Origin of the sequence: Actinophytocola sp., from assembly GCF_050699915.1 — a bacterium.
GTDB lineage: Bacteria > Actinomycetota > Actinomycetes > Mycobacteriales > Pseudonocardiaceae > Actinophytocola.
Genome location: NZ_JBOHGA010000004.1, coordinates 23,146 through 47,443 on the forward strand (window position 1 = coordinate 23,146; position 24,298 = coordinate 47,443).

General features: G+C 70.9%; 23 protein-coding genes. 11 read left to right on the forward strand and 12 right to left on the reverse strand.

Annotated features, from left to right (window positions below; all coding sequences use genetic code 11):
- Positions 1–6: 6 nt before the first annotated feature.
- A complete protein-coding gene (locus ACRDSK_RS01460) occupies positions 7–978 on the reverse strand; it encodes an ABC transporter permease (protein ID WP_431438054.1) in 972 nt (323 codons plus the stop codon).
- A gap of 136 nt (positions 979–1,114) precedes the next feature.
- A complete protein-coding gene (locus ACRDSK_RS01465; RefSeq protein WP_431438011.1) occupies positions 1,115–2,680 on the reverse strand; it encodes a sugar ABC transporter ATP-binding protein in 1,566 nt (521 codons plus the stop codon).
- A 131-nt stretch (positions 2,681–2,811) separates the two neighbouring features.
- Here ACRDSK_RS01465 and ACRDSK_RS01470 point away from each other — a divergent pair, with 131 nt between their 5' ends.
- From ACRDSK_RS01470 to ACRDSK_RS01480, 3 genes are all read left to right on the forward strand, one after another.
- Complete coding sequence (locus tag ACRDSK_RS01470; protein WP_431438012.1) at positions 2,812–3,396, forward strand: DNA-binding protein; 585 nt, start codon at positions 2,812–2,814, stop codon at positions 3,394–3,396.
- Between the two features lie 96 nt (positions 3,397–3,492).
- On the forward strand, positions 3,493–4,143 hold the full coding sequence (locus ACRDSK_RS01475; RefSeq protein WP_431438013.1) for an RES family NAD+ phosphorylase: 651 nt from the start codon (positions 3,493–3,495) through the stop codon (positions 4,141–4,143).
- A 140-nt stretch (positions 4,144–4,283) separates the two neighbouring features.
- Positions 4,284–4,487 (forward strand): hypothetical protein, encoded by a 204-nt coding sequence (locus tag ACRDSK_RS01480; protein ID WP_431438014.1) that lies wholly within the window; start codon positions 4,284–4,286, stop codon positions 4,485–4,487.
- On the opposite strand, the gene ACRDSK_RS01485 is transcribed toward ACRDSK_RS01480, so the two are convergent.
- Positions 4,463–5,512: a TerC family protein gene (locus ACRDSK_RS01485; protein WP_431438015.1), complete on the reverse strand. Its 1,050-nt coding sequence runs from the start codon at positions 5,510–5,512 to the stop codon at positions 4,463–4,465. The two genes, ACRDSK_RS01480 and ACRDSK_RS01485, sit on opposite strands and share 25 nt — an antisense overlap.
- 287 nt (positions 5,513–5,799) lie before the next feature.
- Between ACRDSK_RS01485 and ACRDSK_RS01490 the strand changes: the two genes are divergently transcribed.
- The 4 genes from ACRDSK_RS01490 to ACRDSK_RS01505 all read left to right on the forward strand — a co-directional run bounded on the left by ACRDSK_RS01490 (position 5,800) and on the right by ACRDSK_RS01505 (position 11,720).
- Positions 5,800–8,661, forward strand: coding sequence for an alpha/beta fold hydrolase (locus tag ACRDSK_RS01490; RefSeq protein ID WP_431438016.1), 2,862 nt, complete (start codon positions 5,800–5,802; stop codon positions 8,659–8,661).
- Positions 8,658–9,620, forward strand: coding sequence for an ABC transporter permease (locus ACRDSK_RS01495; protein WP_431438017.1), 963 nt, complete (start codon positions 8,658–8,660; stop codon positions 9,618–9,620). The genes ACRDSK_RS01490 and ACRDSK_RS01495 overlap by 4 nt, the downstream gene beginning before the upstream one ends.
- A gap of 171 nt (positions 9,621–9,791) precedes the next feature.
- A complete protein-coding gene (locus ACRDSK_RS01500) occupies positions 9,792–10,658 on the forward strand; it encodes a helix-turn-helix domain-containing protein (protein ID WP_431438018.1) in 867 nt (288 codons plus the stop codon).
- 27 nt (positions 10,659–10,685) lie between these two features.
- Positions 10,686–11,720: a hypothetical protein gene (locus ACRDSK_RS01505; RefSeq protein WP_431438019.1), complete on the forward strand. Its 1,035-nt coding sequence runs from the start codon at positions 10,686–10,688 to the stop codon at positions 11,718–11,720.
- 3 nt (positions 11,721–11,723) lie between these two features.
- Here ACRDSK_RS01505 and ACRDSK_RS01510 read toward each other — a convergent pair whose 3' ends face one another.
- Positions 11,724–11,951, reverse strand: coding sequence for a DUF397 domain-containing protein (locus ACRDSK_RS01510; RefSeq protein ID WP_431438020.1), 228 nt, complete (start codon positions 11,949–11,951; stop codon positions 11,724–11,726).
- Positions 11,952–12,675: 724 nt separating this feature from the next.
- Between ACRDSK_RS01510 and ACRDSK_RS01515 the strand changes: the two genes are divergently transcribed.
- Positions 12,676–13,062: a VOC family protein gene (locus tag ACRDSK_RS01515; RefSeq protein ID WP_431438021.1), complete on the forward strand. Its 387-nt coding sequence runs from the start codon at positions 12,676–12,678 to the stop codon at positions 13,060–13,062.
- A 1-nt stretch (position 13,063) separates the two neighbouring features.
- Here the strand turns inward: ACRDSK_RS01515 and ACRDSK_RS01520 are convergent, their stop codons facing one another.
- The 3 genes from ACRDSK_RS01520 to ACRDSK_RS01530 all read right to left on the reverse strand — a co-directional run bounded on the left by ACRDSK_RS01520 (position 13,064) and on the right by ACRDSK_RS01530 (position 17,781).
- Positions 13,064–15,016 carry a VWA domain-containing protein gene (locus tag ACRDSK_RS01520; protein WP_431438022.1) on the reverse strand — a complete coding sequence of 651 codons (1,953 nt, stop codon included), beginning with the start codon at positions 15,014–15,016 and terminating at the stop codon, positions 13,064–13,066.
- Positions 15,013–16,413 (reverse strand): sigma 54-interacting transcriptional regulator, encoded by a 1,401-nt coding sequence (locus ACRDSK_RS01525; protein ID WP_431438055.1) that lies wholly within the window; start codon positions 16,411–16,413, stop codon positions 15,013–15,015. The genes ACRDSK_RS01520 and ACRDSK_RS01525 overlap by 4 nt, the downstream gene beginning before the upstream one ends.
- A gap of 141 nt (positions 16,414–16,554) precedes the next feature.
- A complete protein-coding gene (locus tag ACRDSK_RS01530) occupies positions 16,555–17,781 on the reverse strand; it encodes a low temperature requirement protein A (RefSeq protein ID WP_431438023.1) in 1,227 nt (408 codons plus the stop codon).
- Positions 17,782–17,823: 42 nt separating this feature from the next.
- Here ACRDSK_RS01530 and ACRDSK_RS01535 point away from each other — a divergent pair, with 42 nt between their 5' ends.
- From ACRDSK_RS01535 to ACRDSK_RS01545, 3 genes are read left to right on the forward strand one after another with little or no spacing between them, the layout of a single operon-like run.
- On the forward strand, positions 17,824–18,324 hold the full coding sequence (locus ACRDSK_RS01535) for a YcxB family protein (protein WP_431438024.1): 501 nt from the start codon (positions 17,824–17,826) through the stop codon (positions 18,322–18,324).
- A gap of 49 nt (positions 18,325–18,373) precedes the next feature.
- The gene (locus ACRDSK_RS01540) at positions 18,374–19,174 is read left to right on the forward strand and encodes a hypothetical protein (protein WP_431438025.1); all 801 of its coding nucleotides are present in this window, start codon (positions 18,374–18,376) and stop codon (positions 19,172–19,174) included.
- 10 nt (positions 19,175–19,184) lie between these two features.
- A complete protein-coding gene (locus tag ACRDSK_RS01545) occupies positions 19,185–19,763 on the forward strand; it encodes a hypothetical protein (RefSeq protein ID WP_431438026.1) in 579 nt (192 codons plus the stop codon).
- A gap of 40 nt (positions 19,764–19,803) precedes the next feature.
- Here ACRDSK_RS01545 and ACRDSK_RS01550 read toward each other — a convergent pair whose 3' ends face one another.
- Genes ACRDSK_RS01550 through ACRDSK_RS01570 form a run of 5 tightly spaced genes read right to left on the reverse strand, consistent with a single transcriptional unit; the run spans position 19,804 to position 24,283 of the window.
- Positions 19,804–20,829, reverse strand: coding sequence for a ferrochelatase (locus ACRDSK_RS01550; RefSeq protein ID WP_431438027.1), 1,026 nt, complete (start codon positions 20,827–20,829; stop codon positions 19,804–19,806).
- Positions 20,830–20,840: 11 nt separating this feature from the next.
- Positions 20,841–21,605 carry an enoyl-ACP reductase FabI gene (gene fabI, locus ACRDSK_RS01555; protein WP_431438028.1) on the reverse strand — a complete coding sequence of 255 codons (765 nt, stop codon included), beginning with the start codon at positions 21,603–21,605 and terminating at the stop codon, positions 20,841–20,843.
- A gap of 39 nt (positions 21,606–21,644) precedes the next feature.
- Positions 21,645–22,349, reverse strand: coding sequence for a 3-oxoacyl-ACP reductase FabG (gene fabG / locus ACRDSK_RS01560; RefSeq protein ID WP_431438029.1), 705 nt, complete (start codon positions 22,347–22,349; stop codon positions 21,645–21,647).
- Between the two features lie 42 nt (positions 22,350–22,391).
- Complete coding sequence (locus ACRDSK_RS01565) at positions 22,392–23,384, reverse strand: VWA domain-containing protein (RefSeq protein WP_431438030.1); 993 nt, start codon at positions 23,382–23,384, stop codon at positions 22,392–22,394.
- Positions 23,384–24,283, reverse strand: a complete 900-nt coding sequence (locus ACRDSK_RS01570) for a DUF58 domain-containing protein (protein WP_431438056.1) — start codon at positions 24,281–24,283, stop codon at positions 23,384–23,386. The genes ACRDSK_RS01565 and ACRDSK_RS01570 overlap by 1 nt, the downstream gene beginning before the upstream one ends.
- Positions 24,284–24,298: the final 15 nt, after the last annotated feature.

Sequence of the window (24,298 nt, forward strand, 5' to 3'; positions counted from 1 at the left end):
GTTCGATCATGCCGCGGGCCGCAGGCGTTGCAGGCCCGCCGCGACGACGATGACGAGTCCCTTCACGAGCAGCTGCACGTTCGGGTCCACCCCGTGCAGCCCGAGGAAGTTGTTGAGCACCCCCAACAGCAGCGCCCCCGCGACCGTGCCGACGACCGTGCCGCGGCCGCCCATCAGACTGGTGCCGCCGATGACGACCGCCGCGATCGCGTCGAGCTCGTAGCCGAAGCCGTCGTTCGGGCTGCCCTGGTTCAGCTGACCGGCATGCACGATCCCCGCCAGGGCGGCGAGGAAGCCGGCGATGCAGAAGACGATCACCTTGACGCGCGTCACCGGCACACCGGACAGCCGGGCCGCCTTCTCGTTCCCGCCGATCGCGTACACGTGCCGGGAGAACGCGCTGGTCCGCAGGAACACGATGGCCGCCACGGCGACCACCGCGAAGATCAGCGCCGGGATCGGCACCAGCCCGTTGAACGTGCGCTCGCCGAGCAGGGAGAACGCGACCGGCGCCTGGCCGGGGTCGTCCCCGTACGCGATCGCCACACCCTGGCCGCCGGACCAGATGCGGGCCAGGCCACGCGCGATCTGCATGCCCGCGAGCGTCACGATGAACGCCTGGATGCCGAACAACGCGGACGCGATCCCTTGCAGGAAGCCGAAGCCGAGCCCGATGGCCAGCACGATCACGACCGCCGCCACGACCCCGAAGTCGTCCTCGACCATCAGCACGGCCGACCCGACCGCGGCCAGCCCGAGGACCGCGCCGACCGACAGGTCGATGCCGCCGACCAGGATCACGAACGTCATCCCGACGGCCATGATGCCGATCTCGGACACCGCGCGGACGACGTTGAACAGGTTGTCGCTGTTCAGGAACAGCAGGTCGCCGTTGTGCTGCGGGGAGAACGCGACGGCTACGACGAACACCGCGACCAGGCCGAACAGGCTCTGGAACCGGAAGAGCGCGGCGACCACATCGGTGCGGCGGCCGTTGCCGTTGGCCGTGCTCTCCCGCTCGCGCGCCGTGTCCGTGTCGCTCACGACGACCCCTCGCAGGCTCGGTCTCGCCGCTCGCGGTCGCCCTGTATCGATGATTCGCTCGCAAGCTCGCTCATGCCTCTCCTCCCGCGTCTACCGCCAGCGCCGTACTTCCCTCGCCCATCGACGCGGCGAGCAGGTCGGCCTCGCCGGCGTGCCTGGTGTCCAGCTCGTGGACGGCGCGCCCGCCCGACAGCACCACGACCCGGTCGCACACCCCCACCAGCTCGGCCAGCTCCGAGGACGCCAGCAGCACGCCGATGCCCTGCTCGGCGGCCCGACCGAGCAGCGCGTAGATCTCCGCCTTGGCGCCCACGTCCACGCCCCTGGTCGGCTCGTCGAGCAGCAGCAGCACCGGCTCGGTCAGCAGCATCCGGCCGAACACGACCTTCTGCTGGTTGCCGCCGGACAGCGTGCCGACCGCGTCGGTGATCGAGCCGAGCTTCACCTTGAGCTCGTCGACTATGCGCCGGACCGCACCGGTCTCCCGGGCCCGCGGCACCACGCCGGCCGCGGCGATCCGGTCCACGATGGACAGCACGGTGTTGGCCAGCACCGAGTGGTCGATGGCCAGGCCGGCGACGCGCCGGTCCTCCGGCACGAACGCGATGCCGAGCCCGAGCGCGTGGCGCGGGCTGCGCGGGCGCACCGGCTTGCCGCGGAACTCGATCGTGCCGTGGACTCCGCCCCGGGTGCCGGCGCCGAAGAGGGTCTCGAGGAACTCGGTGCGTCCGGAGCCGAGCAGGCCGCCGACGCCGACGATCTCGCCGCGCCGCACGGTCACCGAGATCCCGTTCGGCTCGCGGCGGCCCGGTCGTTCCCGGCGCGGCCGCAACGCGAGGTCGGTGACCCGCAGGATCTCCTCCCCCGGCTCGACGGTCCTGGTGCGGAACATGGCCTGGACCGGGCGGCCGACCATGGCCTCGGCCGCCTTCTCGGCGGTCAGCTCGCGGGCGTCGAAGCCGGCCACGACCGCGCCGTTGCGCAGCACGGTCGCCCGGTCGGCGATGCGCCCGATCTCGTCCATGCGGTGGGAGATGTAGACGATTCCGACGCCCGCCCGGCGCAGCTCGGAGATCACCGTGAACATCTGCTCGACCTCGACCGAGGACAGCGCCGACGTGGGCTCGTCCATGATCAGCACGGTGGCGTCCAGCGACAGCGCCTTGGCGATCGTGACCAGCTGCTGCTCGCCGGTGCGCAGCTCCCCCACCGGGCGGCGCGGGTCGAGGTCGATGCCGCAGCGCTCGAGCAGGTCTCGGGTAATCGAATTCATCCGCCGGCCGTCGACGGCGCCGAGGCGGGTCCGCAGCTCGCGGCCGAGAAAGATGTTGTCCGCGACCGACAGGCCGGGCACGAGGTCGAGCTCCTGGTGGATCATCGCGATGCCGGCGCGCTGCGCGTCGACCGGCGCGGCGAACCGGACGGGAGCGCCGGCGATGCGGACTTCCCCGTCGTGGTCGGTGACATCGCCCGACAGCACTCGCATCAGCGTCGACTTGCCAGCCCCGTTCTCGCCGAGGAGGGCGTGCACCTCGCCCGCGCGCACGGTGAGGTCGATGTTCCGGCAGGCGCGCACGCCGCCGTACGACTTGCTGATGCCGATCATCTCGACCAGCGGGCTGACACCGTCGTCCATGCATCCCTCGCCGCCTGGAGCGGATCGATGAGAAATCGATTACTCAGACGCTAGAGCTGCCGATTCGCGGTGTCAAGAAGCTCTCTCCGTCGGTCGCGCACGAATGCGCACGATCGTGCTAACCTGGGCGCATGCCCCCCTCGTTACGCAGCTCGCTCGCGCGTGCGGGCCTGCGCGTCGACTCGGACGAGTTCCTCGCGCTGGTCGAGGACGCCGCGCGCCAGCTGTCCCCGGTCGACCCCGACCCCGCCGAGTACCTCACCGACTCGCAGCGCGCCGCGCTGACGGACGTCGGCCTGGACCTCGCGCCGCGCAAGGAGTCCGAGCGTGACCCGCGCGCCCGGACTGTGGCGCTGCAGGCGGTGCTGCGGGACACGGCGCTGAGCGTCGCCGGCGCGGCGGAGCGGATCAACGTCGACGCGAGCCGCGTCCGACACCGGCTCGCCGAGGGTCGACTGACGGGCTGGAAGGACCGCGGCGGCTGGCGGCTGCCCGTGTGGCAGTTCACCAACGACGGCGTGCTGCCCGGCCTGGAGCCGGTGCTCGAGGCGGCACCCGAGGATCAGCCGCCGCTGGTGGTGGCCGGGTTCATGACCACGCCCCAACAGGACCTGCGGACGGCCGGCGAGCCGACCAGCCCGAGGGACTGGCTGCTGGCCGGGGGCGAGCCGACCACCGTCGCCCGGCTGGTCGCCACGCTCGGCACCCCGGCCTGACACCGGGCACGCACCGAGCCGATTCGCTCACCCTGCGCACGCGCGCGGCGTAGGCTGGGCCGTCCGACCGCCGGCGACCAGGAGACACATCGACGAATGTCACGGCTCCCCCAGCCGCCGGCCCCTGCTGCGCTGAAGTCCTTGCTCCGCCCGCACGAGGATGTCGTGGCGGTGCACTCCGGCACCCGACTGGTCCGCGTGTTCGCCGCCGGCGGCAGACACCACCAGCGGTGGAACACCTTCCGCAGGAGCGGACCGCTCCCCCACGCCCGGTTCGACCCGCACCCGCCCGGACCCGGCGGCGGGGCGGTCGACTCGGAGCTGGGAGTGCTGTACTTCGGGCTGTCGGCTCGCACGAGCGTCGCCGAGGTCTACCAGCAGACGTCCATTGTGGACAGAACCACTCGCCGCCCGCACCTGGTCGTCTTCCAGCCGCGGCGCACGCTCCGGCTGCTCGACCTGACCGGGCTCTGGCCGACCCGCGCCGGCGCGTCGCAGGAGATCAGCAGCGGACAGAAGGACGTCACGCAGGCCTGGGCGCGGGCGATCCACACGGCGTTCCCCGACCTGGACGGACTCTGGTACCGCTCGTCGATGGACTCCGGCGACCCGGCGGTCTGCCTGTGGGACGAGCCCGCGGCCGACGCGCTGCCGGCGACCCCGGACGTGCTGCTCCCCCTCGACTACCCCGGCCTCGACCTGCCGTTGTCACGACTTTGTGAAGCCCTGAACTACACCTTGCTGTAGCTCGTGGATCGGGTAGGGGATTCCCCACCGGGAAACCGGGGGTCTCCCCGATGCCCCCACAGCCCAAACCTCCTTAGCGTCAGTGACGAAAGGTTGGTGAGCGGCATCACATCACCGAAGACGACAGCGAGAGGCCCACCATGAACACCCCCGAGCACGAGAAGAGACCCCGCGTCTGGCTGGTCGGCACCACGCCGGACCCCGCCGACCTGCCGACCGTCCGCGACAATCGGATGCGCACCTGGCAGCCCGGCGACGACGGCCGGTACCACTCCGCGGACGGCTGGCACCACGCCACGTGGACCGAGCTGCACTCGAGCTACGACCTGGTCGAGGTGGCCTGATCCGATGCGGAGCCGTTGCCCGACTCGTCCGACGCACTCGACGCCGCTTCGCGGCGGTCCACGTGACGGGTCCTGAGCAGGCTCGCCACCGCGGTGATCACCAGCACGCCCACGATCACCGTCAGGGACACCGCGATGTTCACCGTCGGCACGTTCAGCGGCTGGCCGCCGTTGATGAACGGCAGCGCGTTGGTGTGCAGCGCCTCGAGGACCATCTTGACCCCGATGAAGGCCAGGATGACCGCCAGTCCGATCGACAGGTACACCAGCCGCTTGAGTAGCCCGCCGAGCAGGAAGTACAGCTGCCGCAGGCCCATCAGCGCGAACGCGTTGGCGGCGAAGACCAGGAACGGCTCCTTCGTGAGGCCGAAGATCGCCGGGATCGAGTCGACCGCGAACATCAGGTCCGCCGAGCCGATCGCGATCATCACGATGAACAGTGGTGTGGCGAAGCGCTTGCCGTCGATCCGGGTGAAGACCTTGTTGCCGTGATAGTCGTCGGTCACCGGGAACAGCTTCCTGGCCCACTTGGTGATCCGGTTCTCCTCGTACTCCTCGTCCTCGCTCCCCAGGTTCGACCTGGACAGCTTCACGGCGGTGTAGACGAGGAACACGCCGAACACGTAGAACACCCAGCTGAACTGGGAGATCGCCGCGGCGCCGACCGCGATGAAGATGCCGCGCAGGATCAGCGCGAGCACGATGCCGACGAGCAGCACCTCGTGCTGGTGGATCGCCGGCACCGAGAACGCCGACATGATCACCAAGAAGATGAACAGGTTGTCGACCGACAGTGAGTACTCGGTGATGTAGCCCGCGAAGTACTCGCCGGCCGAGGTGCCGTCGGCGAACATCCAGATGCCGGCGCCGAACAGCACCGCCACCGCGACGTAGAAGACCACCCAGCGGGCGGCCTCACCGATGGTGACCTCGTGCGGTTTGCGATCGACGATCACCAGGTCGATGGCGAGCAGCACGATCAGGCCCCCGACGGTGGCGAGCCAGACCCACAGGGGAACGTTCATTCAGGGAACCTCCGGTCCGAACACACAGGTGTGACCGGAGGTCTCTTCCGCCGGTACGGGAACCGGCCGCCGGCGCCGGGATCCGCGCTGGGCGATCCGTGCTGACGACGTCGGCGCGAAGGAATACTCCCCTCCACTGCCTGCCATTCTCCCGTGCCGCTCCGGATCGCACCAGTCCAGGTGGTCCGAACGGGCGATGGCGTTGGTCACATCCGGATGAATCGGGCATTTCGGACTTCTCCGGAGGCTCTCAGCTACTCTCAGGAAACGTCGCATACGGTTTCCGTGTGGCCCGACTTTTCCGCTCTCACCTGCGCCGGATCCTGGTCGCGCTGGCCGTCGTCATCGTCGCCGCGGCCGGCGTGGTCTGGCTCAACAGCGCCGACGACCCACCCGCCGTGCGCACCCGGGAGGAGACCCTGGCCGGGGCCGGCGAGGGCACCCGGCTCGACTCGACGCTGTACCTGCCGGAGCGCACGCCCGCGCCGGCGATCATCGTCGCGCACGGGTTCGGCGGCAACAAGCAGAGCGTCGACGGGGACGCGCGAGAGCTCGCGCAGCGCGGGTTCGTGGTGCTCACCTACTCCGCGCGGGGGTTCGGCCGCAGCTCCGGGCAGATCGCGCTGAACTCCCGCGACGCCGAGGTGGCGGACGCGAGTGAGCTGGTCAGCTGGCTCGGCACGCGGTCCGAGGTGGTGCAGGACGGACCGGACGACCCGCGCGTCGGCGTCACCGGCGGCTCCTACGGCGGCGCGCTGTCGCTGCTGCTCGCGGGCACCGACAAGCGGGTCGACGCGCTCGCCCCGGCGATCACCTACAACGACCTGAGCCAGGCCCTGCTGCCGAACTCGGCCACGCCGGGCGCGACGCCGGCCACTCCCGCAGCCAACGCGTTCGCCGAGAACGGCGTGTTCAAGCGGTCCTGGGCAGGCATCTTCTTCGCGGCCGGCATGGGCGGCGCGGGCCTCGCCGACCCGTCGACCGACGCCATCGAGCCGGGCAACGAGGACGACGACGCGGAGGCCCCGGCCAACACCGGCGGCGCGCCCACCGAGGCACCGCCGTCGGGCGGCGGCCCGTCCGGTGGCGGTGCCCCGCTCGACACCGGCAACCCGTGCGGCAAGTTCCGCCAGGACTTCTGCCTCGCCTACGCCGAGGTCGCCACGACCGGGCGGGCCAGCCAACAGACCGTGGACCTGCTCCGCTCGGTGTCACCGGTGTCGGTGGCCGGCGAGATCACCCAGCCGACACTGCTCGTCCAGGGCGAGCAGGACACGCTGTTCGGGCTCGACCAGGCCGACGCCACGGCGCGGCAGATCAGCGAGGCGGGCGGCGAGGTCAAGGTCGTCTGGTACACCGGCGGCCACGACGGCGGGCGGCCCGGGCCGGAGCTGCGCGCCGAGATGGCCGACTGGTTCGACTTCCACCTGCGCGACCGCGGCGCCGACCCGGGCACCGGGCTCGAGTACGCCGTGCAGGGCGCGCTGCGGGTGCAGGGCGCGCCGTCGGTGCGCACGGTGTCGACGGACGTCTACCCGGGCCTCGACGGCACGAACACGAACCGACGGCCGGTGCGGATCTACGGGCCGGAGCAGACGATCGTCAACCCGCCGGGCGGCAACCCGGCCGCGGTCAGCAGCATGCCGGGGCTCGGCGCGATCATCGGCAGCTCGTCGCGGCTCGCGGGGCGGGTGTCGATCGACCTGCCGGGCCAGTCCGCGCGGTTCACCAGCCGACCGCTGACCTCGCAGCTGCTGATCGCCGGGTCGAGCACGGTCCGGCTGCGGGTGTCGACGGTGCCGGGCGCACCCGTGCCCGAGGGCGGCGCGGTGCTGTTCGCGAAGTTGTACGACGTCGGCTCGGACGGGGCGCGGCTGCTGCCCGGCTCGGCCGTCTCGCCGCTGCGGATCCCGGCACTGCCGGCCGACGGACGGCCGGCAGAGGTGACGGTCACGCTGCCGGGCATCGTCCGTCCAATCGAGACGGACCGGCGGATCGAGCTCGTCGTCAGCACCACCGACCAGGCGTACGCGACGCCGACGCAGGCCGCCGCGTACCGGGTGTCGGTGGCGTCGACCGCGACGGTCGACGCGCCGGTCGTGTCGGGCACCCGCTCGGGCACCGGCCCGCCGACGAGTCCGCTGCTGGGGATCGCGGTGGTGCTGGGCATCTGCGTGCTGGCCGGCATCTGGGGCGCGCTGCGGCGACGCCGGTCGGTCGACTCGGACCCCGCCCTCGTGGACGTGCCGCTGGTGATCGAGAACCTGTCGAAGCGCTACCCGGGCGGAGTGACGGCGGTCGACGACCTGTCCTTCCGGGTCGAGCGCGGACAGGTGCTCGGACTGCTCGGCCCCAACGGTGCCGGCAAGACGACGTCCCTGCGCATGCTGATGGGGTTGATCAAGGCGACAGGCGGCAGCATCCGGGTGTTCGGCCACCGGATCTACTCGGGCGCGCCGGTGCTGTCCCGGATCGGCTCGTTCGTCGAGGGCGCCGGGTTCCTGCCGCACCTGTCCGGGCGCGCGAACCTGGAGCTGTACTGGGCGGCGACCGGGCGGCCGACCGAGAAGGCGCACTTCTCGGAGGCGCTGGAGATCGCCGGGCTGGGCGACGCGGTGGACAGGCGGGTGCGCACCTACAGCCAGGGCATGCGGCAGCGGCTGGCGATCGCGCAGTCGATGCTCGGGCTGCCGGACCTGCTGGTGCTCGACGAGCCGACCAACGGGCTCGACCCGCCGCAGATCCACCAGATGCGCGAGGTGCTGCGCCGCTACGCCGCCGCGGGCCGGACGGTGCTGGTGTCCTCGCACCTGCTGGCGGAGGTCGAGCAGACCTGTGACCACGTGGTCGTCATGCACCACGGCCGCCTCGTCGCGGCCGGCCCGGTGGACGAGATCGTGGGCGGCGCCGGCGAGGCCACATTCCGGGTCGACCAGCCGACGGAGGCCGCGGAGGTGCTGCGGTCGGTGGACGGCGTGGACGATGTCGTGGTCGATGGTCCGCTGGTGCACGCGGACCTGGACGGCCTGCCGCGCGCGGAGGCCCTGGCGACCCTGGTCCGGGCCGGCGTCGCGGTCGAGCAGGCCGGTCCCCGCCGCCGCCTGGAAGACGCCTTCCTGCAACTGGTGGGAGAGGAGTCCTCCCGATGAGCCCCACGGTCGACGGCGGCGGTACCGCCTACGACGAGCACGAAGTCCACACCGACCCGGCGGCGCTGGAGGTCCTCGCCGAAGCCGCCGCGCACGAGACCGTCGAGGTGGCCCCGGACGGTTCGGTCGTCGGCTACAAGGCGCGCCGCACGTTGCGGCTGCGGGTCGAGCTGGTCCGCCAGCTGCGGCGCCGACGCGTCCAACTCATGCTCGGCTTCCTGGTGCTGCTGCCGTTCATCCTGTGGGCGGCGTTCGAGTTCGGCACCGACGACGGCGGCGGTCAGGGCGGTGGCGGGTTCGTCGACCTGGCGACCCGCAGCGCGCCGAACTTCGTGGTGTTCGCCCTGTTCGCCACGGGCAGCTTCCTGCTCCCGATGATCGTGGCACTGTTCTTCGGCGACACGATCGCGAGCGAGGCGTCGTGGTCGAGCCTGAAGTACCTGCTGGCGATGCCGGTCCCCCGGCATCGGTTGATGCGCCAGAAGGCGGTGGCCTCGGCGCTGCTGTCGCTGTTCGCGGTGACGCTGCTGCCGGCCGTCGCGCTGGCCGTCGGCGTCGTGTTCTACGGCGCGGGCGAGGCAGTGAGCCCGACGGGCGACGCGATCGACTTCGATCAGGCGATGATCGCCCTGGCGCTGACGATCTGCTATCTGGCGATCCACCTGCTCTGGGTAGCCGGCGTGGCCCTGTTCCTCACGGTGTCGACGGATGCCCCGCTGGGAGCCGTGGGCGGCACGGTGCTGGTGGCGATCCTGTCGCAGATCCTCGACCAGATCACCGCGCTGGAAGGCCTGCGCAACTACCTGCCGACGCACTACGCGTTCGCCTGGTCCGACCTGATCTCCACGGACATCGACTGGTCGAACATGGCAGCGGGGGCTTTCTCCGCGGTGGCCTACGGAGCGTTCTTCGGCCTCCTGGCCTGGCGCCGCTTCCGCACCAAGGACATCACCTCGTAATTCCCCCGCGTGGCAGCAAGTCTCGTGGCTCATCCAGATGGTGAGCCACATTCTTGCTGCCAGGTTGCAAGTTTGCTACTGGCAGTATGACCTAGGCCACTTGCGAGGTATCCTCGTGCCACGTGGCGTTTCGCCACAACTCATCAACACCTGGCCTGAGAGGACAAGTCGATGGCACAGGGTGGCACCCGGGTGATGCATCAGCGGCGGCTGCGAGCCGAGCTGCGCCGAATCCGTGAGGGCGCAGGGTGCACACAGAAATCGGTCGCCGAGGCCATGGGATGGTCGACTTCCAAGGTGATCCGAATGGAGACGGGCGTAGTCAACGTCTCGACCTCCGACGTCATGGCTTTGCTGCTCTACTACGGCATCACCGAGCCGGACCGAACGGAAGAACTGCTCGCGATCAGCCGCACCAAGGAAGAGATGTGGTGGGATCGGTACCGCGAGTTCTCCACCCCGGATTTCTTCAACTTCTTGGACTATGAGAACTCGGCGTCCGAGATTCGGCACTACGTGGGCTTCGTACTTCCCGGTCTGTTGCAGACAGAAGACTATGCCCGAGCCGTGATCAGCGGGCAGATATCCGATCCTGAAGGGATCGAGCGCGAGGTTCAGATACGCCTGCGCCGGCAGGAACTACTCGCAAACAAGGAAGGCCTGCGAGCCTGGTACATCATCGACGAGGCAGCGTTGCACCGGTGGATCGGTGGCCGCGAGGTGCTCATGCGACAACTCGTCGTCCTCAAGGAGATGACCGAATGGCCCAACCTCAGCATTCGTGTCGTGCCGCACACGGTAGGAATGCACCCGGGATTGATGCGCCGATCGTTCATGATCTTCGATTTCAGCGCCGACGACGAAGAATCGATAGTCAACATCGAGGATCCGCACAAGGACAAGCTGATTCAGGTCGACCAAGCGACGAACAGCGAGTTCGTGAAGAGATTCCAGGCGTTGGAGGATGTCGCGGCCGACGAGGCCGAGTCCGGCAAGCTCATTGATTCGGCGCTCGAAAGAGTACGCATGAGTACGTAAGCACCCGGCGAGGGGAGGCTGGTCGCGATGATCACGTCAGGGAACGGTCACGACGATGTTCATGCGTCTGACTTGGCGTTGAACGTTGCTCAACTCCCCAAGCCGAGAACGCCGGCAGACGATGACCAGACCGGCCCGACCATCGGCCTGATCACCGCCATCCCGGAGGAGTTCGCCGCGATGCGTGCGCTCCTTGAGTACCCCACCGAGCACTACGTGGAGCGAGACCCCGCGCTGTACATACTCGGCTACTTGCCTAGCAGGAAAGCGGCCCGAAGCCATCGGGTGGTGCTCACCCTGCTCGGCGCAACCGCGACCAACGCCGCCGCGAACGGCTGTACCAACCTCGTGCGGAGCTTCCCCACCGTGGTCGCAGTGATCATGGTGGGGATCGCGGCTGGCGTGCCGAACCCCTACCGTCCGCAACACCATGTCCGGTTGGGGGACGTCGTCGTGGCGACAGAGGGACTCATCGACTACGACCACGTCCACGCGTTGGCCGACGGCGTCCAGCCGCGCCGCCAGTTCCCGTTGCCGTCACCAAGATTCGCCCGCTGCGCCGACATGCTCAAGGCGGACGAGCTGAGCGGTCACCGGCCCTGGGAACACTGGCTTGGTGAGGGCCGCCCCGCCCTGGCGGGTTACGGCCGCCCCCCTCAACACACCGACGTACTCCATGACTCCGGCGGGAACAAGCTGGACCATCCGCCACGGAACCGCAGCGGCCACCGGAAGGGCGCACCGAAGATCCACTACGGCGCGATCGGCAGCGCCGACAGATCGCTACGCGACGCTGCCACGCGCGACCAGCTCGCCAACCGACACGGCTTCCTCGCGATCGAGATGGAAGGCGCCGGGATCGGGAGCAGCAGCTTCCTCAACAACCTCGAGTGGTTCGTGATCAGAGGAATATCGGACTATGGCGACAAGCAGCGCAACGAGGTGTGGCGCCGCCACGCCTCACTGGCGGCCGCCTGCTACCTCCGGGCACTGCTCGCCAAGTGCCTACCGCTGGAGCCTCAGTTCGGACCGGACCGAGCGGAGGCAACCTCGCTCCGCTGATCACTACGGACAGTCGGACTGCTGATCGGTTGACAGTCCGGTGATGAAGGTCGCCCAGTTGGCGCTTCGGAAGTCCAGGGTGCCGCCGACACGGTTTTTTGTGTCGCGCACGAAGACGGCACCGCCACCGGCAGCGGCCTCCACACAGGAGGTCTGCGGGCCTCCGGAGAAACGGCTCTTCCTCCAAGTCAGCCGAGCGGACGTATCAAGATCATTACTGGGCTCCAGCATGGGAGCGGAGATTATCCGATGCAAAACCCGTGATCAACTTCAACCCGCCTTACACCACCCGCTGGGGTGTAGCTGCCAGGAGATCGCTGACAAGATTTCCGCCATGTTAGGTAGCAGGGGACCCGCGGCGGTGGTCGCCAAGCAGTGAGGCGAGTCGCCGTGATCCGCGGGAACATGCGGCGAGAAAAGGATCAGCGGATCCTGCGAGAGCAGGTCCACGGCGATCGCGGCGAAGCCGGGGAATGACTGACTAGGTAACCCCGAGACCGTCGGCCACCGTGCCGTGCCGAGCCTTGAAGCGTCCGAACGCAGCGATGGACGCGGATCTTGTCCGACAGGTTCTCGTTGCGGGAGCGAGACAGGGGTCGCCGCTGCTTCGCAGCTCGGATCCAGTAGGACGGCCCGGTACGTGCCGCCACGGGCCAGGAAGTCGAGCACCGCATCCCGGTAGTGGGCCGGACGTTCGGGGTCGTCAGGTAACCCGACGACGTGCGCAGGGCGGTGCCCAGGTCGACCGCGTCCGAGAAGTCCCGCCTGGATCAGGCGGGACTTCTCGGACTGGCTGGGGCGTTGAGGCTGCGCGAAGACCGAGGTGCTGCCGGCAGGCCCACGTTCGCGAGCCAGGCGCGGCGGGCGTCTCGGGGTCGCTTTCGTACGTGTGCCCTGGTTGGAACACCTCGGCCAATCGATGCCCCCCAGCGATGTCGGATGCAACCAGGATGACATGGCCCGCCCCGTGCACTTCGAGATTCATGCCGTCGACCCGGAACGCGCGATCGCCTTCTACGAGGGCGCGTTCGGCTGGAAGTTCGAGCGGTGGGGCGACATCCCCTACTGGCTCATCACCACCGGCGACGACGGCGCGCCCGGTATCAACGGCGGGCTCGTGCCTCGGCGAGGGCCCGCGCCCGCCGACGACGCGCCCGTGAGCTCGTTCGTCAACACCATCGACGTCGTCGACATCGACGCCGTCATCGCCGCCGTCGAGAGGGCCGGCGGGGTCGTCGCCCTGGAGAAGCACGCCGTGCCGACCGTCGGGTGGCTCGCCTACTTCAAGGACCCGGACGGCAACCTGTTCGGCGTCATGCAGGCCGACGACACGGCGACGTAGCTCAGTGCCGTGGGCGGCGGGTGCGTAGGTAGTCGCCGACCACGGCGGCACCCAGACCGCCCAGGTCGGGGTTGACCACCCGCCCACCGCTGCGTCGCGCGATCAGGTCGACGAACCGGGCCAGCGACGGGTCGTCGCCCAGCATGAAGACCGTTACCGACGCGCCCAGCCGGGCCAGGGCGTCCACCTCGGCCACCGTCTTGCGCAGCGTGGCATCCAGCGGCGGGTAGTCGAACACCGCCTGGCCGTCGCGTTCCAGGTGCGCCGTCGGCTCGCCGTCGGTCACCACCAGCACCACCGGGTGCGCGTCCGAGTGCCGCCGCAGGTGACGGCCGGCCAGCAGCAGCGCGTGGTGCAGGTTCGTGCCCTGCTCCCACACGCCCTCGAGCCCGACCAGCGACGTCAGGTCCACCGAACGCGCATGCCGACCGAACGTGATCAGCTCCAGCGCGTCAGTCCGGAACCGCGTGGTGATCAGCTGGTGCAGCGCCAGCGCCGTCCGCTTCATCGGCACCCAGCGGCCGTCCTGGACCATCGACCACGACGTGTCCACGCACAGCGCCACCGCGGCCCGCACTCGCTGCTCGGTCTCCACCACCTCGACGTCGACCACATCGAGTGACACCGAGCCACCGGTGGACGCGGTCCGCAGCACCGCGTTGCGCACCGTCCGCGAGGTGTCCCACGTCTCGGTGTCGCCGAACTGCCACGGCCGCGTCGACCCGGTGGGTTCGCCCGCGGCACCGGCACTGTGCGAATCCCGCCGGCCCTGCCGCCGGGACGCCGCGACCACGTCCCGCAGCGCCGTCTGCCCCAGCCGGCGCAACGCCTTGGGCGACAACCGCAGCGACCCGTCCGGCGCGCGCTCCAACAACCCCTGCGCCCGCAGCTCGCGCTCCAGCTCGGACAGCCGCCGCGCGTCGACCCCGGCGTCCTCGTCCAGCTGGCGCTCCAGGGCCTCGACGTCGATGTCCTCCAGCCGCGCCCCGGGATAGGACTGCGCGAGCTGCTCTGCCAGCGCGTCGATCTCCGCGAGGTCGGCCATGGCCTGCGCGCCCTCGCCCAGGCCGAGTGGTTGGTTGCCGCGCATCCGCGCCGATCCGGTCCAGTCCTCCCCCGGCCGCAGCGCCCGCAGGTTCGCGTCCAGCGACGCGATCTGCTCGACCAGCCGCGGGTCGCCGAACGCGCCCGCCATCAGCTCCGCCAGCTCCCCGCGCTGCTCGGCGGACATCGAGTTCATCATCCGCTGCGCCGCCGCGGCACGAGCGGCCAGCGCGTCGATCAGCTCCTCGGTGTTGCGCGGGTTCTCGGGGAAGAACTCGCCGTGCTGACGCATGAACTCCTGGAACTGCCGCGTGGTGTCCTCGCCGCGCAGGTGCGAGAGCAGCAGGTCGTTCAGGTCCGCCATCATCCGGCGGATCCGCTCGGAGTCCTCCGGCCGCATGTCCTGCAGCGCCTGCTTCATGCCCTGGAACCGGGAGTCCATCAGCTCCTGGCCCAGCAGGTCCTGGATCTTGCGGTACGACTCACGCGCCTGCGCCGAACGCCAGTCGTACTCGGCCAGCTCGCGCACCGCGGCCGCGGTCCCGGACGGCAGCGCGTCCAGCTGCGCCTCGCGGAACCGCGCGTCGTCGGACGGGTCCGGGAACAGTTCCGCCTTCTCCGCCCGCAACGCCTCGTCCAGCAGCTCGCGCACCTGCTGCAACGTGCCGTCCAGGTTGTGCCGGCGCTGGATCTGCGAGCGCCGCTGCCACAGCCGGCGGGTCAGCTCGTCGAGCCCGGAGGTGTTCCGCGTGCCGCGCCGCAGCAGCTCCTCCAGCGCCGAACGCGGCGAGCGGCCGTCCATCACGTCCCGGCCGATCGCGTCCAACGCGTCCCGCAGGTCCACCGGCGGCGCCAGCGGGTCCGGCCCGTCGTGCCACGGCCCGTAGTTGAACCTGTCGGGGGACGTCACGGCCCGTACACCGTCATCCCGCCGCCGTCCTCGGAGTCCTTGGCCAGGCGGCGCGCGAGGTAGAGCGACTCCAGCGCGAGCTCGACGGCGGCGGCGATCCGGCCCGGCGGGTCCTGCGGCCCGACGTCGAGCCGCGCGGCGACCTCGTGCAGCACGGGCAGCTCCGGCAACGCCTCGAGCACCTCGGCGCCCGGCACCCGCTCGCCGGTGGCCACCAGGTGCCCGTCGACCACCACGTCCACCAGCGGCCGCAGGTCGAGCCCCGCGAAGTGGTCCTTCGCGGTCTCGGCCACCGCCCGGCGCAGCAGGTGGGTCAGGTGCTCGGTCTCCCGGCCCTCCTCGCCGGACTCGAACTCGAGCTTGCCGCGCAGCACGGCCGGGACGGACTCGAGGTCGATCGGCCGGGCGATCGGCGGGTCCTCGCCCACGAGCGCCGAGCGGCGCAGCGCCGCGGCCGACACGGTCTCCGCGGCGGCCACCGCGAACCGGGCGGACACCCCGGAGCGCTGGTCGATCGCCGGCGACTCGCGCAGGTTGCGTACGAACCGCGCGAGCACCTCCAGCAGCGGCTCGCCGACCTCCGCGACGAGGTCCGCCTCCTGCTTGATCACGTCGACCTCGGCGGCCACGGTCATCGGGTAGTGCGTGACGACCTCGGCGCCGAACCGGTCCTTGAGCGGCGTGATGATCCGCCCGCGGTTCGTGTAGTCCTCCGGGTTCGACGTGGCCACCAACAGCACGTCCAGCGGAAGCCGCAGCGTGTAGCCGCGCACCTGGATGTCCCGCTCCTCCATGACGTTCAGCAACGCCACCTGGATCCGCTCGGCGAGGTCGGGCAGCTCGTTGATGGCCACGATGCCGCGGTGCGCCCGCGGCACGAGTCCGAAGTGGATGGTCTCGGGGTCGCCCAGCGTGCGGCCGGCGGCCACCTTCACCGGGTCGACGTCACCGATCAGGTCGCCGACCGACGTGTCCGGCGTGGCGAGCTTTTCCGCGTACCGCTCCGAGCGGTGCCGCCAGGCCACCGGCAGGTCGTCGCCGAGCTCGCCGGCACGCCGGCGGGACTCCGGGGTGATCGGGTCGAGCGGGTGCTCGCCGAGCTCGGCGCCCGCGATGACCGGCGTCCACTCGTCGAGCAGGCCGGCGATCGTGCGCAGCAGCCTGGTCTTGCCCTGCCCCCGCTCGCCGAGCAGCACCACGTCGTGCCCGGCCAGCAGCGCCCGCTCCAGCTGCGGCAACACCGTCCGGTCGAAGCCGACGATGCCCGGCCACGGGTTGCCGCCCGCGCGCAGCGCGGCCAGCAGGTTCTCGCGTATCTCCGTCTTGATGCCGCGCGGGACGTACCCGGCCGCGCGCAGCTCCCCCGCGGTCCGCGGGAGACCCTCCGGCGGGGTCACAGCTCCTGTCACGGCGTTCATGGTTCGCTCCGCTCCTCCGCTACTCGTCGTCTTCCCTCCTCGCAGAACGCTCCGTCGCTCCCGCTCACGCTTCCGACGCTACGCAACAGGCGGCCGGCGGTCGACGTGGAGCAGCTCCAGCTACTCCGCGTGCACGTCACCGGCGTGCCCGTGCCGCAGCGCCTTCCGGTCCTCCGCGAAGATGACCATCTCGACGATGTTCAGCCCGATGAGCACGACCGCGAGCATGCCGAGGGTGGCCAGGGCGGGCAGCGTCGCCGCGAGCGGCACCAGCGCCAGGAGCACCGCGGCCGCGACGAGCCGGAAGACCTTCAGGTTCCGGTAGCAGCGGTACGAGAACGCGACCAAGGCCAGCAGGTAGACCGCCACCCCGCCGTACATGGCCCACAGCGCCACGCCCTTGAGTGGGTCGGCCAGCGTGTGGTGCTCGGTGTCGCCGACGTACTCGAGGACCTTCTTCAGCCCGAGTGCGAGCAGCACGATGCCACCCATCATCGGCAGGTGCAGGTAGGTGAACGCGCTCCGCGCCATCGCCACCCGGTGCTCACCCCGCGCGCTGGTTAGCGAGTGCTCGCCGAGCAGCGCCGAGGTGTCGAAGTAGACCCACCACAGGCTCGCCGACACGGACAGGCCGAGGGTCGCGGCGACGATGATCGGCCAGGAGATCGGCAGCTCGGTCACCCCGACGCCGATGGCCACGATCGACTCGCCGATCGCGATGATGATGATCAGCCCGTGCCGCTCGGCGAAGTGGCGCGCCGAGTTCACCCGCCAGCCGCGCGAGCCGATGACCAGCGTGCCGCCGTAGTCGGCGACGATCGCGGCCAGCCACAACAGCAGCTGGGCGTCACCGGAGGTGTCCGCGGCGAGCAGCAGCAGCGCGGTGCCGCCGACCATCGTCGGCGCGAACTTCGCCACCTGCCGGTGCAGCCCGGCGTCGTCGCCGCTGATGATCCAGAACAGCACCAGGTGGGCCAGGCGCAGCACGAGGTAGGCGATCGCGAACACGGTCGGGCCGGGCAGCCCGCCGGGCAGGTCCTCGAACGACTCCGGAATGGCCAGCGCCAGCAGGAACATCGAGGCCATGGCGACCAGCATGGTGACCCGCGCCCAGCCCTCGTCCGCCTTGACCACATTGGACAGCCAGGAGTAGCCGACCCAGCACCACCACACGACCGCGATGAGCAGCACGCCGCGCAGCAGGCCGCGCCCGCTCACGTCGTCGGCCATCAGCGCGGTCACCTGGGTCAGTGCGAACACGAACACCAGGTCGAAGAAAAGCTCTAGGGTCGTGGCGGTGCTCGCTTCCCGTACTCGCTCGACCCGGACCCGTGCGGGATGTGTCATGCGCATAGTTTTGCCCACGAACGGCCTGGTTGTGGAGGGTGGATGGCGGACGAGCAGCTCGAACTGCGATGGGAGCCACGACCGGGCGACTGGGGCGACGCGCTGCGGGCGGTGACCCCGATCTACCGCTGGTCACCGTGGTTCGCGACGGCGATGGCGACGTTCGGCGCGGTGCTCGTGGTGCTGGGCACGCCGCTACCGGGGTTCTTCGGGATCGGCTGCGGGCTGGTCATCGGGCTGCTGCCGATGCTCGACGTCTACCTGTCGTTCCGCCGCAACCCGGTGGCCGCGGCGACCGTGACCGCGACCGTCGACGAGTCGTCGATGCGGATGATGACGATCGACGGCACCGCCTACACCGATCTGCGCTGGTCGACGCTGGGTGGCTGGCTCGAGACCAACCGCAGCTTCGTGCTGCGCACCGACCAGGCGAACTCCCTGCTCCCGGTGCCCAACCGGGCGTTCGGCGCCCAGGAGGAGCGCCGCCGGTTTCGTGAGCTGCTGGAACGCCAGGTAGGTCCGGAAAAGCAGCTCGTTCGCTAGGTACCCACCCCGAACGGGTGGCGGCCGTGATCGCGTAATCTTTGTGACCGTGTCATCCCCCAGCGCGACAATGGTGGTGTGGTCCTCGGCCTGGCTGAGCGGCGCCGCCGCCGCCGACGATGTGCTCGATGCCCTGCAGGACTGGGCCGAGCAGCACGAGGTGGTCGCCGCGGACGAGAACCTGGCCGCCTCGTTGGAGATTCCGGTGCGCGGCGAGCCCGGTGGAGCGCCCGCCGCACTGCTCGCCGCACTGCGCCGGGCGGGCGTCGACGGCGGGCTGCTGGTCATGCCGGTGCCCGGCGACGTCCGCGGGCTCGGCGGCGCGGGCGCGTTCGCCACCGAGGCGTTGCGAGCCGGCGAGGCTGTCGTGCTGGGCGGCCTGGGCGTCGTGCCGGAGCGGGTCGGCAGCGCGGTCGGCAGCGGGATCCTGCGGTGGACCGTGTTCGAGGTCTCGCCGGGCACGCCGCAGCCGAACGTGCCGCTGAGCGAGGCGGAGCACGAGCTGACCGGTGCCATGCGGGTGGCCGCGGGCATGCTGATCGAGCTCGGGGTCGCCAAGCAGCGGGCGGGCGTGCGCGAGGAGCTGCAGGCCCGGATCGCCGAGCGGACGAAGGCGAGCTGGCCGGCCGGTATGCCCCAGCGCGCGTTGCGCGTGCTGCAACGTGCGGCCGAGGTGGCGGCGATCCTGGAGCTCGCGATGGAGGACGAGCCGGGCGGCGCGCTGTCCGCGTCTTCGGCGCTGAAGCGGGCCGAGGCGCTGCGTCCGCTGTTCTCCGCGGTCCGCACCGCACGCTGCGCGGCCGTGGCCGATGCGGTGCGCGCACTGTCGGATCACGCCGGACGCCTCTAGTCTCGGCGGCGTGCTGATCGAGCGACGACTGCACGCCGGGATCCGCGACGGTTCCATCACGGTGATGTTCCGCCGCTGGCGGCGCCGGCAGGTCACGCCCGGCAACGTCTACCGGACGGCGGCCGGGCGGGTCATCGTGGAGTCGGTCAACGAGGTGTCGCCGGAGCGGATCCGCCACGCGGATGCCGTGGCGGCCGGCTACCGCGCGGTCGAGGAGGCGCTCGCCGACCTGCAAGGCGACGAGTCCGACCCGGTGTACCTGGTGCGGCTGCGCCACGTCGACGAGCCGGACCCACGGGAAGTCCTCGCGAACGACACCGGCCTGTCCACTTCGGACGTCGAGGAGATCGCCGCCCGGCTCGCGAAGCTGGACCGAACCTCGACGCGCGGCCCGTGGACCGACGAGACGCTGGACATCATCCGCCGCCGCCCCGCCATCCGCGCCGGCGACCTGGCCGAGGACCTGGGCCGCGAGCTGCTGACGTTCAAGGTGGACGTTCGCAAGCTGAAGAACCTGGGCCTGACGATAAGCCTGGAGAAGGGCTACCGCCTCTCCCCGCGCGGCGAGACGTACCTACGCCTACGGTGAGAAGGCAGGGTGGGTCGCTGTCAAGTCCCCGCCAACGAAGTCAGCGCCGAGGCTCGCAGCACAGCTCGGCGCACGGCGCGCCGTTGACCGTGCATCCCGCGGCCGGCAGATCGGACAGCTTGCGCGCCGGAGCACCGTCGAGGTGCTCGCGAACCAGCTCCACCACCAGGTCGGCGAACCGCGGGTCACCGCTGGGCGCGGCGGCGCGGGCGAAGCCCATGCCGTGCGCGGCGGCTCGCTGCGCGGCCTCCGTGTCGAGGTCCCACACGACCTCCAGGTGGTCGCTCACGAACCCGACCGGGCAGACGACCACCGCCGGCGCGCCCTTGCCCGCCAGCACGTCCAGATGGTCGAGGATGTCCGGCTCCAGCCACGGCACCGCCGGCGGGCCGGAGCGGGACTGCCACACCACGTCGAAGTCGGCGACGCCCACGGAAGCGGCCACCAGCCGGGCGGCCTCCGCGACCTGCCGGGAGTACCGCCGGCCGCCCTCGGCCGGCGGGCCGGACGCGGTGTCGGCGGCCACCGGGACCGAGTGCGCGGTGAACACCAACCGGTACTCGGCGAGCCCGGCGGCCGCCGTCCGCACCGCGTCGGCGAACGCGGCCACGAACAGCGGGTGGTCGAAGAAGTGCCGCAGCTTCACCAGCTCCGGCGCGCCCTCCCCGACCGCCGCGCGGGCGCGCTCGATGTCCTCGTCGTACTGGCGGCAGGCCGAGTAGCCGCCGTAGGCGCTGGTGGGGAACACCAGCGCGCGGCGCACGCCGTCGGCGGTCATCCGCGCCACCGTGTCCTCGACCATGGGGTGCCAGTTGCGGTTGCCGAAGTACACCGGCAGCTCGATCCCACGATGCACGAGCGCGTCGGTGACCGCGGCGATCGCCGACCGGTTCAGCTCGTTGATCGGCGACACCCCGCCGAAGGACTGGTAGTGCTCCTCGACCTCGTCCAGCCGCGCCGCCGGCACCCCGCGACCGCGCGTCACGTTCTCCAGGAACGGCCGGACGTCCGCCGGCTGCTCCGGACCGCCGAAGGACAGCCAGAGCAGGCCGTCCACAGCGGACACAGGATCGGACACTACTGGCCCGTCGCGTGCACGCCGCCGTCCACCATGATCATCGATCCGGTGGTGGCCGGCAGCCAGTCCGAGAGCACGGCGCAGATCGTCTTCGCCACGGGCGTGGCGTCCTCGGCGTCCCAGCCCAGCGGCGCGCGGCCGTCCCAGCCGCCCTCCAGGTCGGCGAAGCCGGGGATCGACTTCGCGGCCATCGTCTTCACCGGACCGGCGGACACCAGGTTCACCCGGATCCCCTGCGGGCCGAGTTCGCGCGCCAGGTACCGGTTGACCGACTCCAGCGCCGCCTTCGCCACGCCCATCCAGTTGTACGCCGGCCACGCCACCCGGGCGTCGAAATCCATGCCGACGATCGAGGCGCCGGGGCCGAGCAGCGGCAGCGTGGCCACCGCGAGCGACTTGAACGAGTACGCCGACACCTCGAGCGCGACCGACACGTCCTCGCTCGGTGCGTCCAGGAACGGCGCACCGAGGCAGGTCTGCGGGGCGAAGCCGATGGCGTGCAGCACGCCGTCGAGCCCGTCCACATGCTCGCGGACGCGGTCGGCGAGCGAGTCGAGCTGCTCCTGGTTCTGCACGTCCAGCTCGATCACCGGCGCCGGCTGCGGCAGCCGCTTCGCGATGCGCTCAACGAGGCTCATCCGGCCGAAACCGGTCAGGACCACGGTCGCGCCCTGTTCCTGGGCGACCTTGGCCGCGTGGAAGGCGATCGACGCGTCGGTGATCACACCGGTGATGAGCAGGCGCTTGCCCTCGAGGAGTGTCACGTCCGTCCTTCCTGGTAGGTCAGTTGCGTGACCAGTCTGTCAGTGACCCATCCCGAGCCCGCCGTCGACCGGCAGGACCGCGCCGGTGACGTAGCCCGCGGCGTCCGAGGCGAGGAACGTCACCGCGGCGGCGACCTCGTCGGTGCCGCCGTACCGGCCGGCCGGCACCTGCGCGAGGATCGTCTTGCGCCGCTCGTCGGACACCGCGTCGGTCATCTCCGTGCTGATGAACCCGGGCGTGATCACGTTCGCGGTGATGTTGCGGTTGCCCATCTCCCGCACGATCGAGCGGGCGACGCCGACCAGCCCGGCCTTGCTCGCCGCGTAGTTGATCTGGCCCGGCCCACCGGTCAGCCCGACGACCGACGAGATGAAGATCATCCGGCCCCAGCGCGCCTTGAGCATCCCGCGGCAGGCGCGCTTGGCCACCCGGTAGGAGCCGGTCAGGTTGGCGTCCAGCACGCGGGTGAACTGCTCCTCGGTCATCCGCATGAGCAGCGTGTCGTCGGTGATGCCGGCGTTGGACACGAGCACCTCGACCGGCCCATGTGTCTGCTCGACCTCCGTGAACGCGGCGTCGACCTGCTCGCCGTCGGTGACGTCGCAGCGCACCCCGAACAGGCCCTCCGGCGGCGGCGTGCCCCGGTAGGTGACCGCCACCTGGTCTCCCTGCGCCGCGAAGGCCTTGGCGATGGCGAGCCCGATGCCCCGGTTTCCACCCGTCACCAGCACAGAACGTCCCACGCACATACTCCTCGAACAGCCGGAAACCTTGCGGACGACAAGCTACGGCAGCCGCTGGCCGATCACCAACGCACTCCCGGCGGCCAGCAGGGCGGCGAGCGTGCCCAGCATCAGCCACGGTCTGCTCGCGTCCGCATCCTTGGTCTCGTACCCGATCTGCTCACCGAGCGTGTCGTACACGCGGTGCAGCTGGTCGGCCGATGCGGCCTTGTAGAACTCGCCCTCCGACAGCCGGGCGATCTCCCGCATCGACTCGTCGTCCACCGGCACCGGTTGGGTCTTGCCGTCGATCGTGACCTGGCCGCTCTCCGTGCCGAAGGAGATGGTGGACACCGGGACCTTCTGGTCGGCGGCCGACCGCGCCGCGGTGAACGACCCGCGCGGGTCGTTGCCGTCGTCGGTCGGGATCGTCTGCTTCCCGTCGGTCATCAGCACGATCCGGGCCGGCGGCGCGCCCTCCACGCCGCTGACGACCTGCGCGAAGCCCTCGATCGCCTGCAGCGCGGCGAAGATCGCCTCACCGGTCGCGGTCGACTCGGCCAGTCTCAGGTTGTCGATCGCGTTGGAGACGCCCTGCCGGTCGGTGGTCGGCGACACCAGCACGGTGGCGGTGCCGGCGAACGCGATCAGGCCGAGGTTGACGCCCGGGGTCAGCCCGGTGACGAAGTCCTTGGCGGCGTCCTGGGCGGCCCGCAGCCGAGTCGGCCGCACGTCGGTCGCCTCCATCGACAGCGACACGTCGATCACCAGCATCACGGTCGCCCGGTTGCGCGGCACCCGCTGTTCGGCGGTCGGCCCGGCCATCGCGGTGGTCAGCAGCATCAGCGCGATCACCAGCACGATCGCCGGCACGTGCCGGACCCAGCCCTGGCGCTTGGGCACCACCCGCTCCAGCAGCGCGAGGTTGGTGAAGCGCATCGTGCGCTTGTGCCGCATCCGCTGCACCACGACGTAGCCCACCCCGATCGCCGCGACGACGACGAGCAGGAGGAACCACCAGGGCGCGGTGAAGTTGCGGAAGCTCAGGTTGAGCATCAGGCCACCCCTCCCCCGGACCACCGTCGCTTGCGGGCGACGACGAACCGGACGGTGTCGGCGATCCAGTCCGAGTCCGTGCGCAGCACCAGGTGACCGCCACCGGACCGGCGCACGGCGGCCGCCACCATCGCCCGGTGCTCGGCCGCCGCGGCGCCGAACTCCTTGCGCAGCAACGCGGACGCGTGTACCTCGCGCTGCCGGCCGGACTCCGGGTCGGCGAGCACGACGGTGCCGACCTCGGGGAGGTCGATGTCGCGCGGGTCGAGCACCTCGATGGCGAGCAGGTCGTGCCGGGTGGACAGCGCGCGCAGCGGCCGCTGCCACTCGATCTCGCCGAGGAAGTCGGAGATCACCACGGCGAGCCCGCGCCGGCGCGGCGGGCGGCGCAGCTGCTCGATGGCGTCGGCGAGGTCGCCGCGTACTCCTTCGGGCGCGCGGGGCGTCTCGGCGATCTTGCGGATGAGCCCGCGGGCGTGCGCGAGGCCGCCGCGCGCGGGTATCCGGGTCGTCTTCTCGCCGGTGGCGATGATGGCACCGAGCCGGTTCCCGCCGCCGCCCGTGAGGTGCGCGACCGCGGCGGTGGCGGCCACCACGAGGTCACGCTTCTCGCAGGCCGCCGTGCCGAAGAACAGGCTGCCGGACAGGTCGACGACGAGCCAGGTCTCCAGCTCGCGGTCGGCCACCGTCTCGCGGATGTGCGGCACCGTGGTGCGCGCGGTGACCGCCCAGTCCATCCGGCGCACGTCGTCGCCGGGCTGGTAGGTGCGGGCCTCGCCGGGCTCGCTGCCGGGGCCGGGCACGAGGCCGAGGTGGTTGCCCTGCAGCAGCCCGTCGAGCCGCCGTCGCACGTCGAGCTCGAGCAGGCGCAGCCCGTGCTCCATCCGCTCGCCCTGCATGATCGGCGGCGCCCA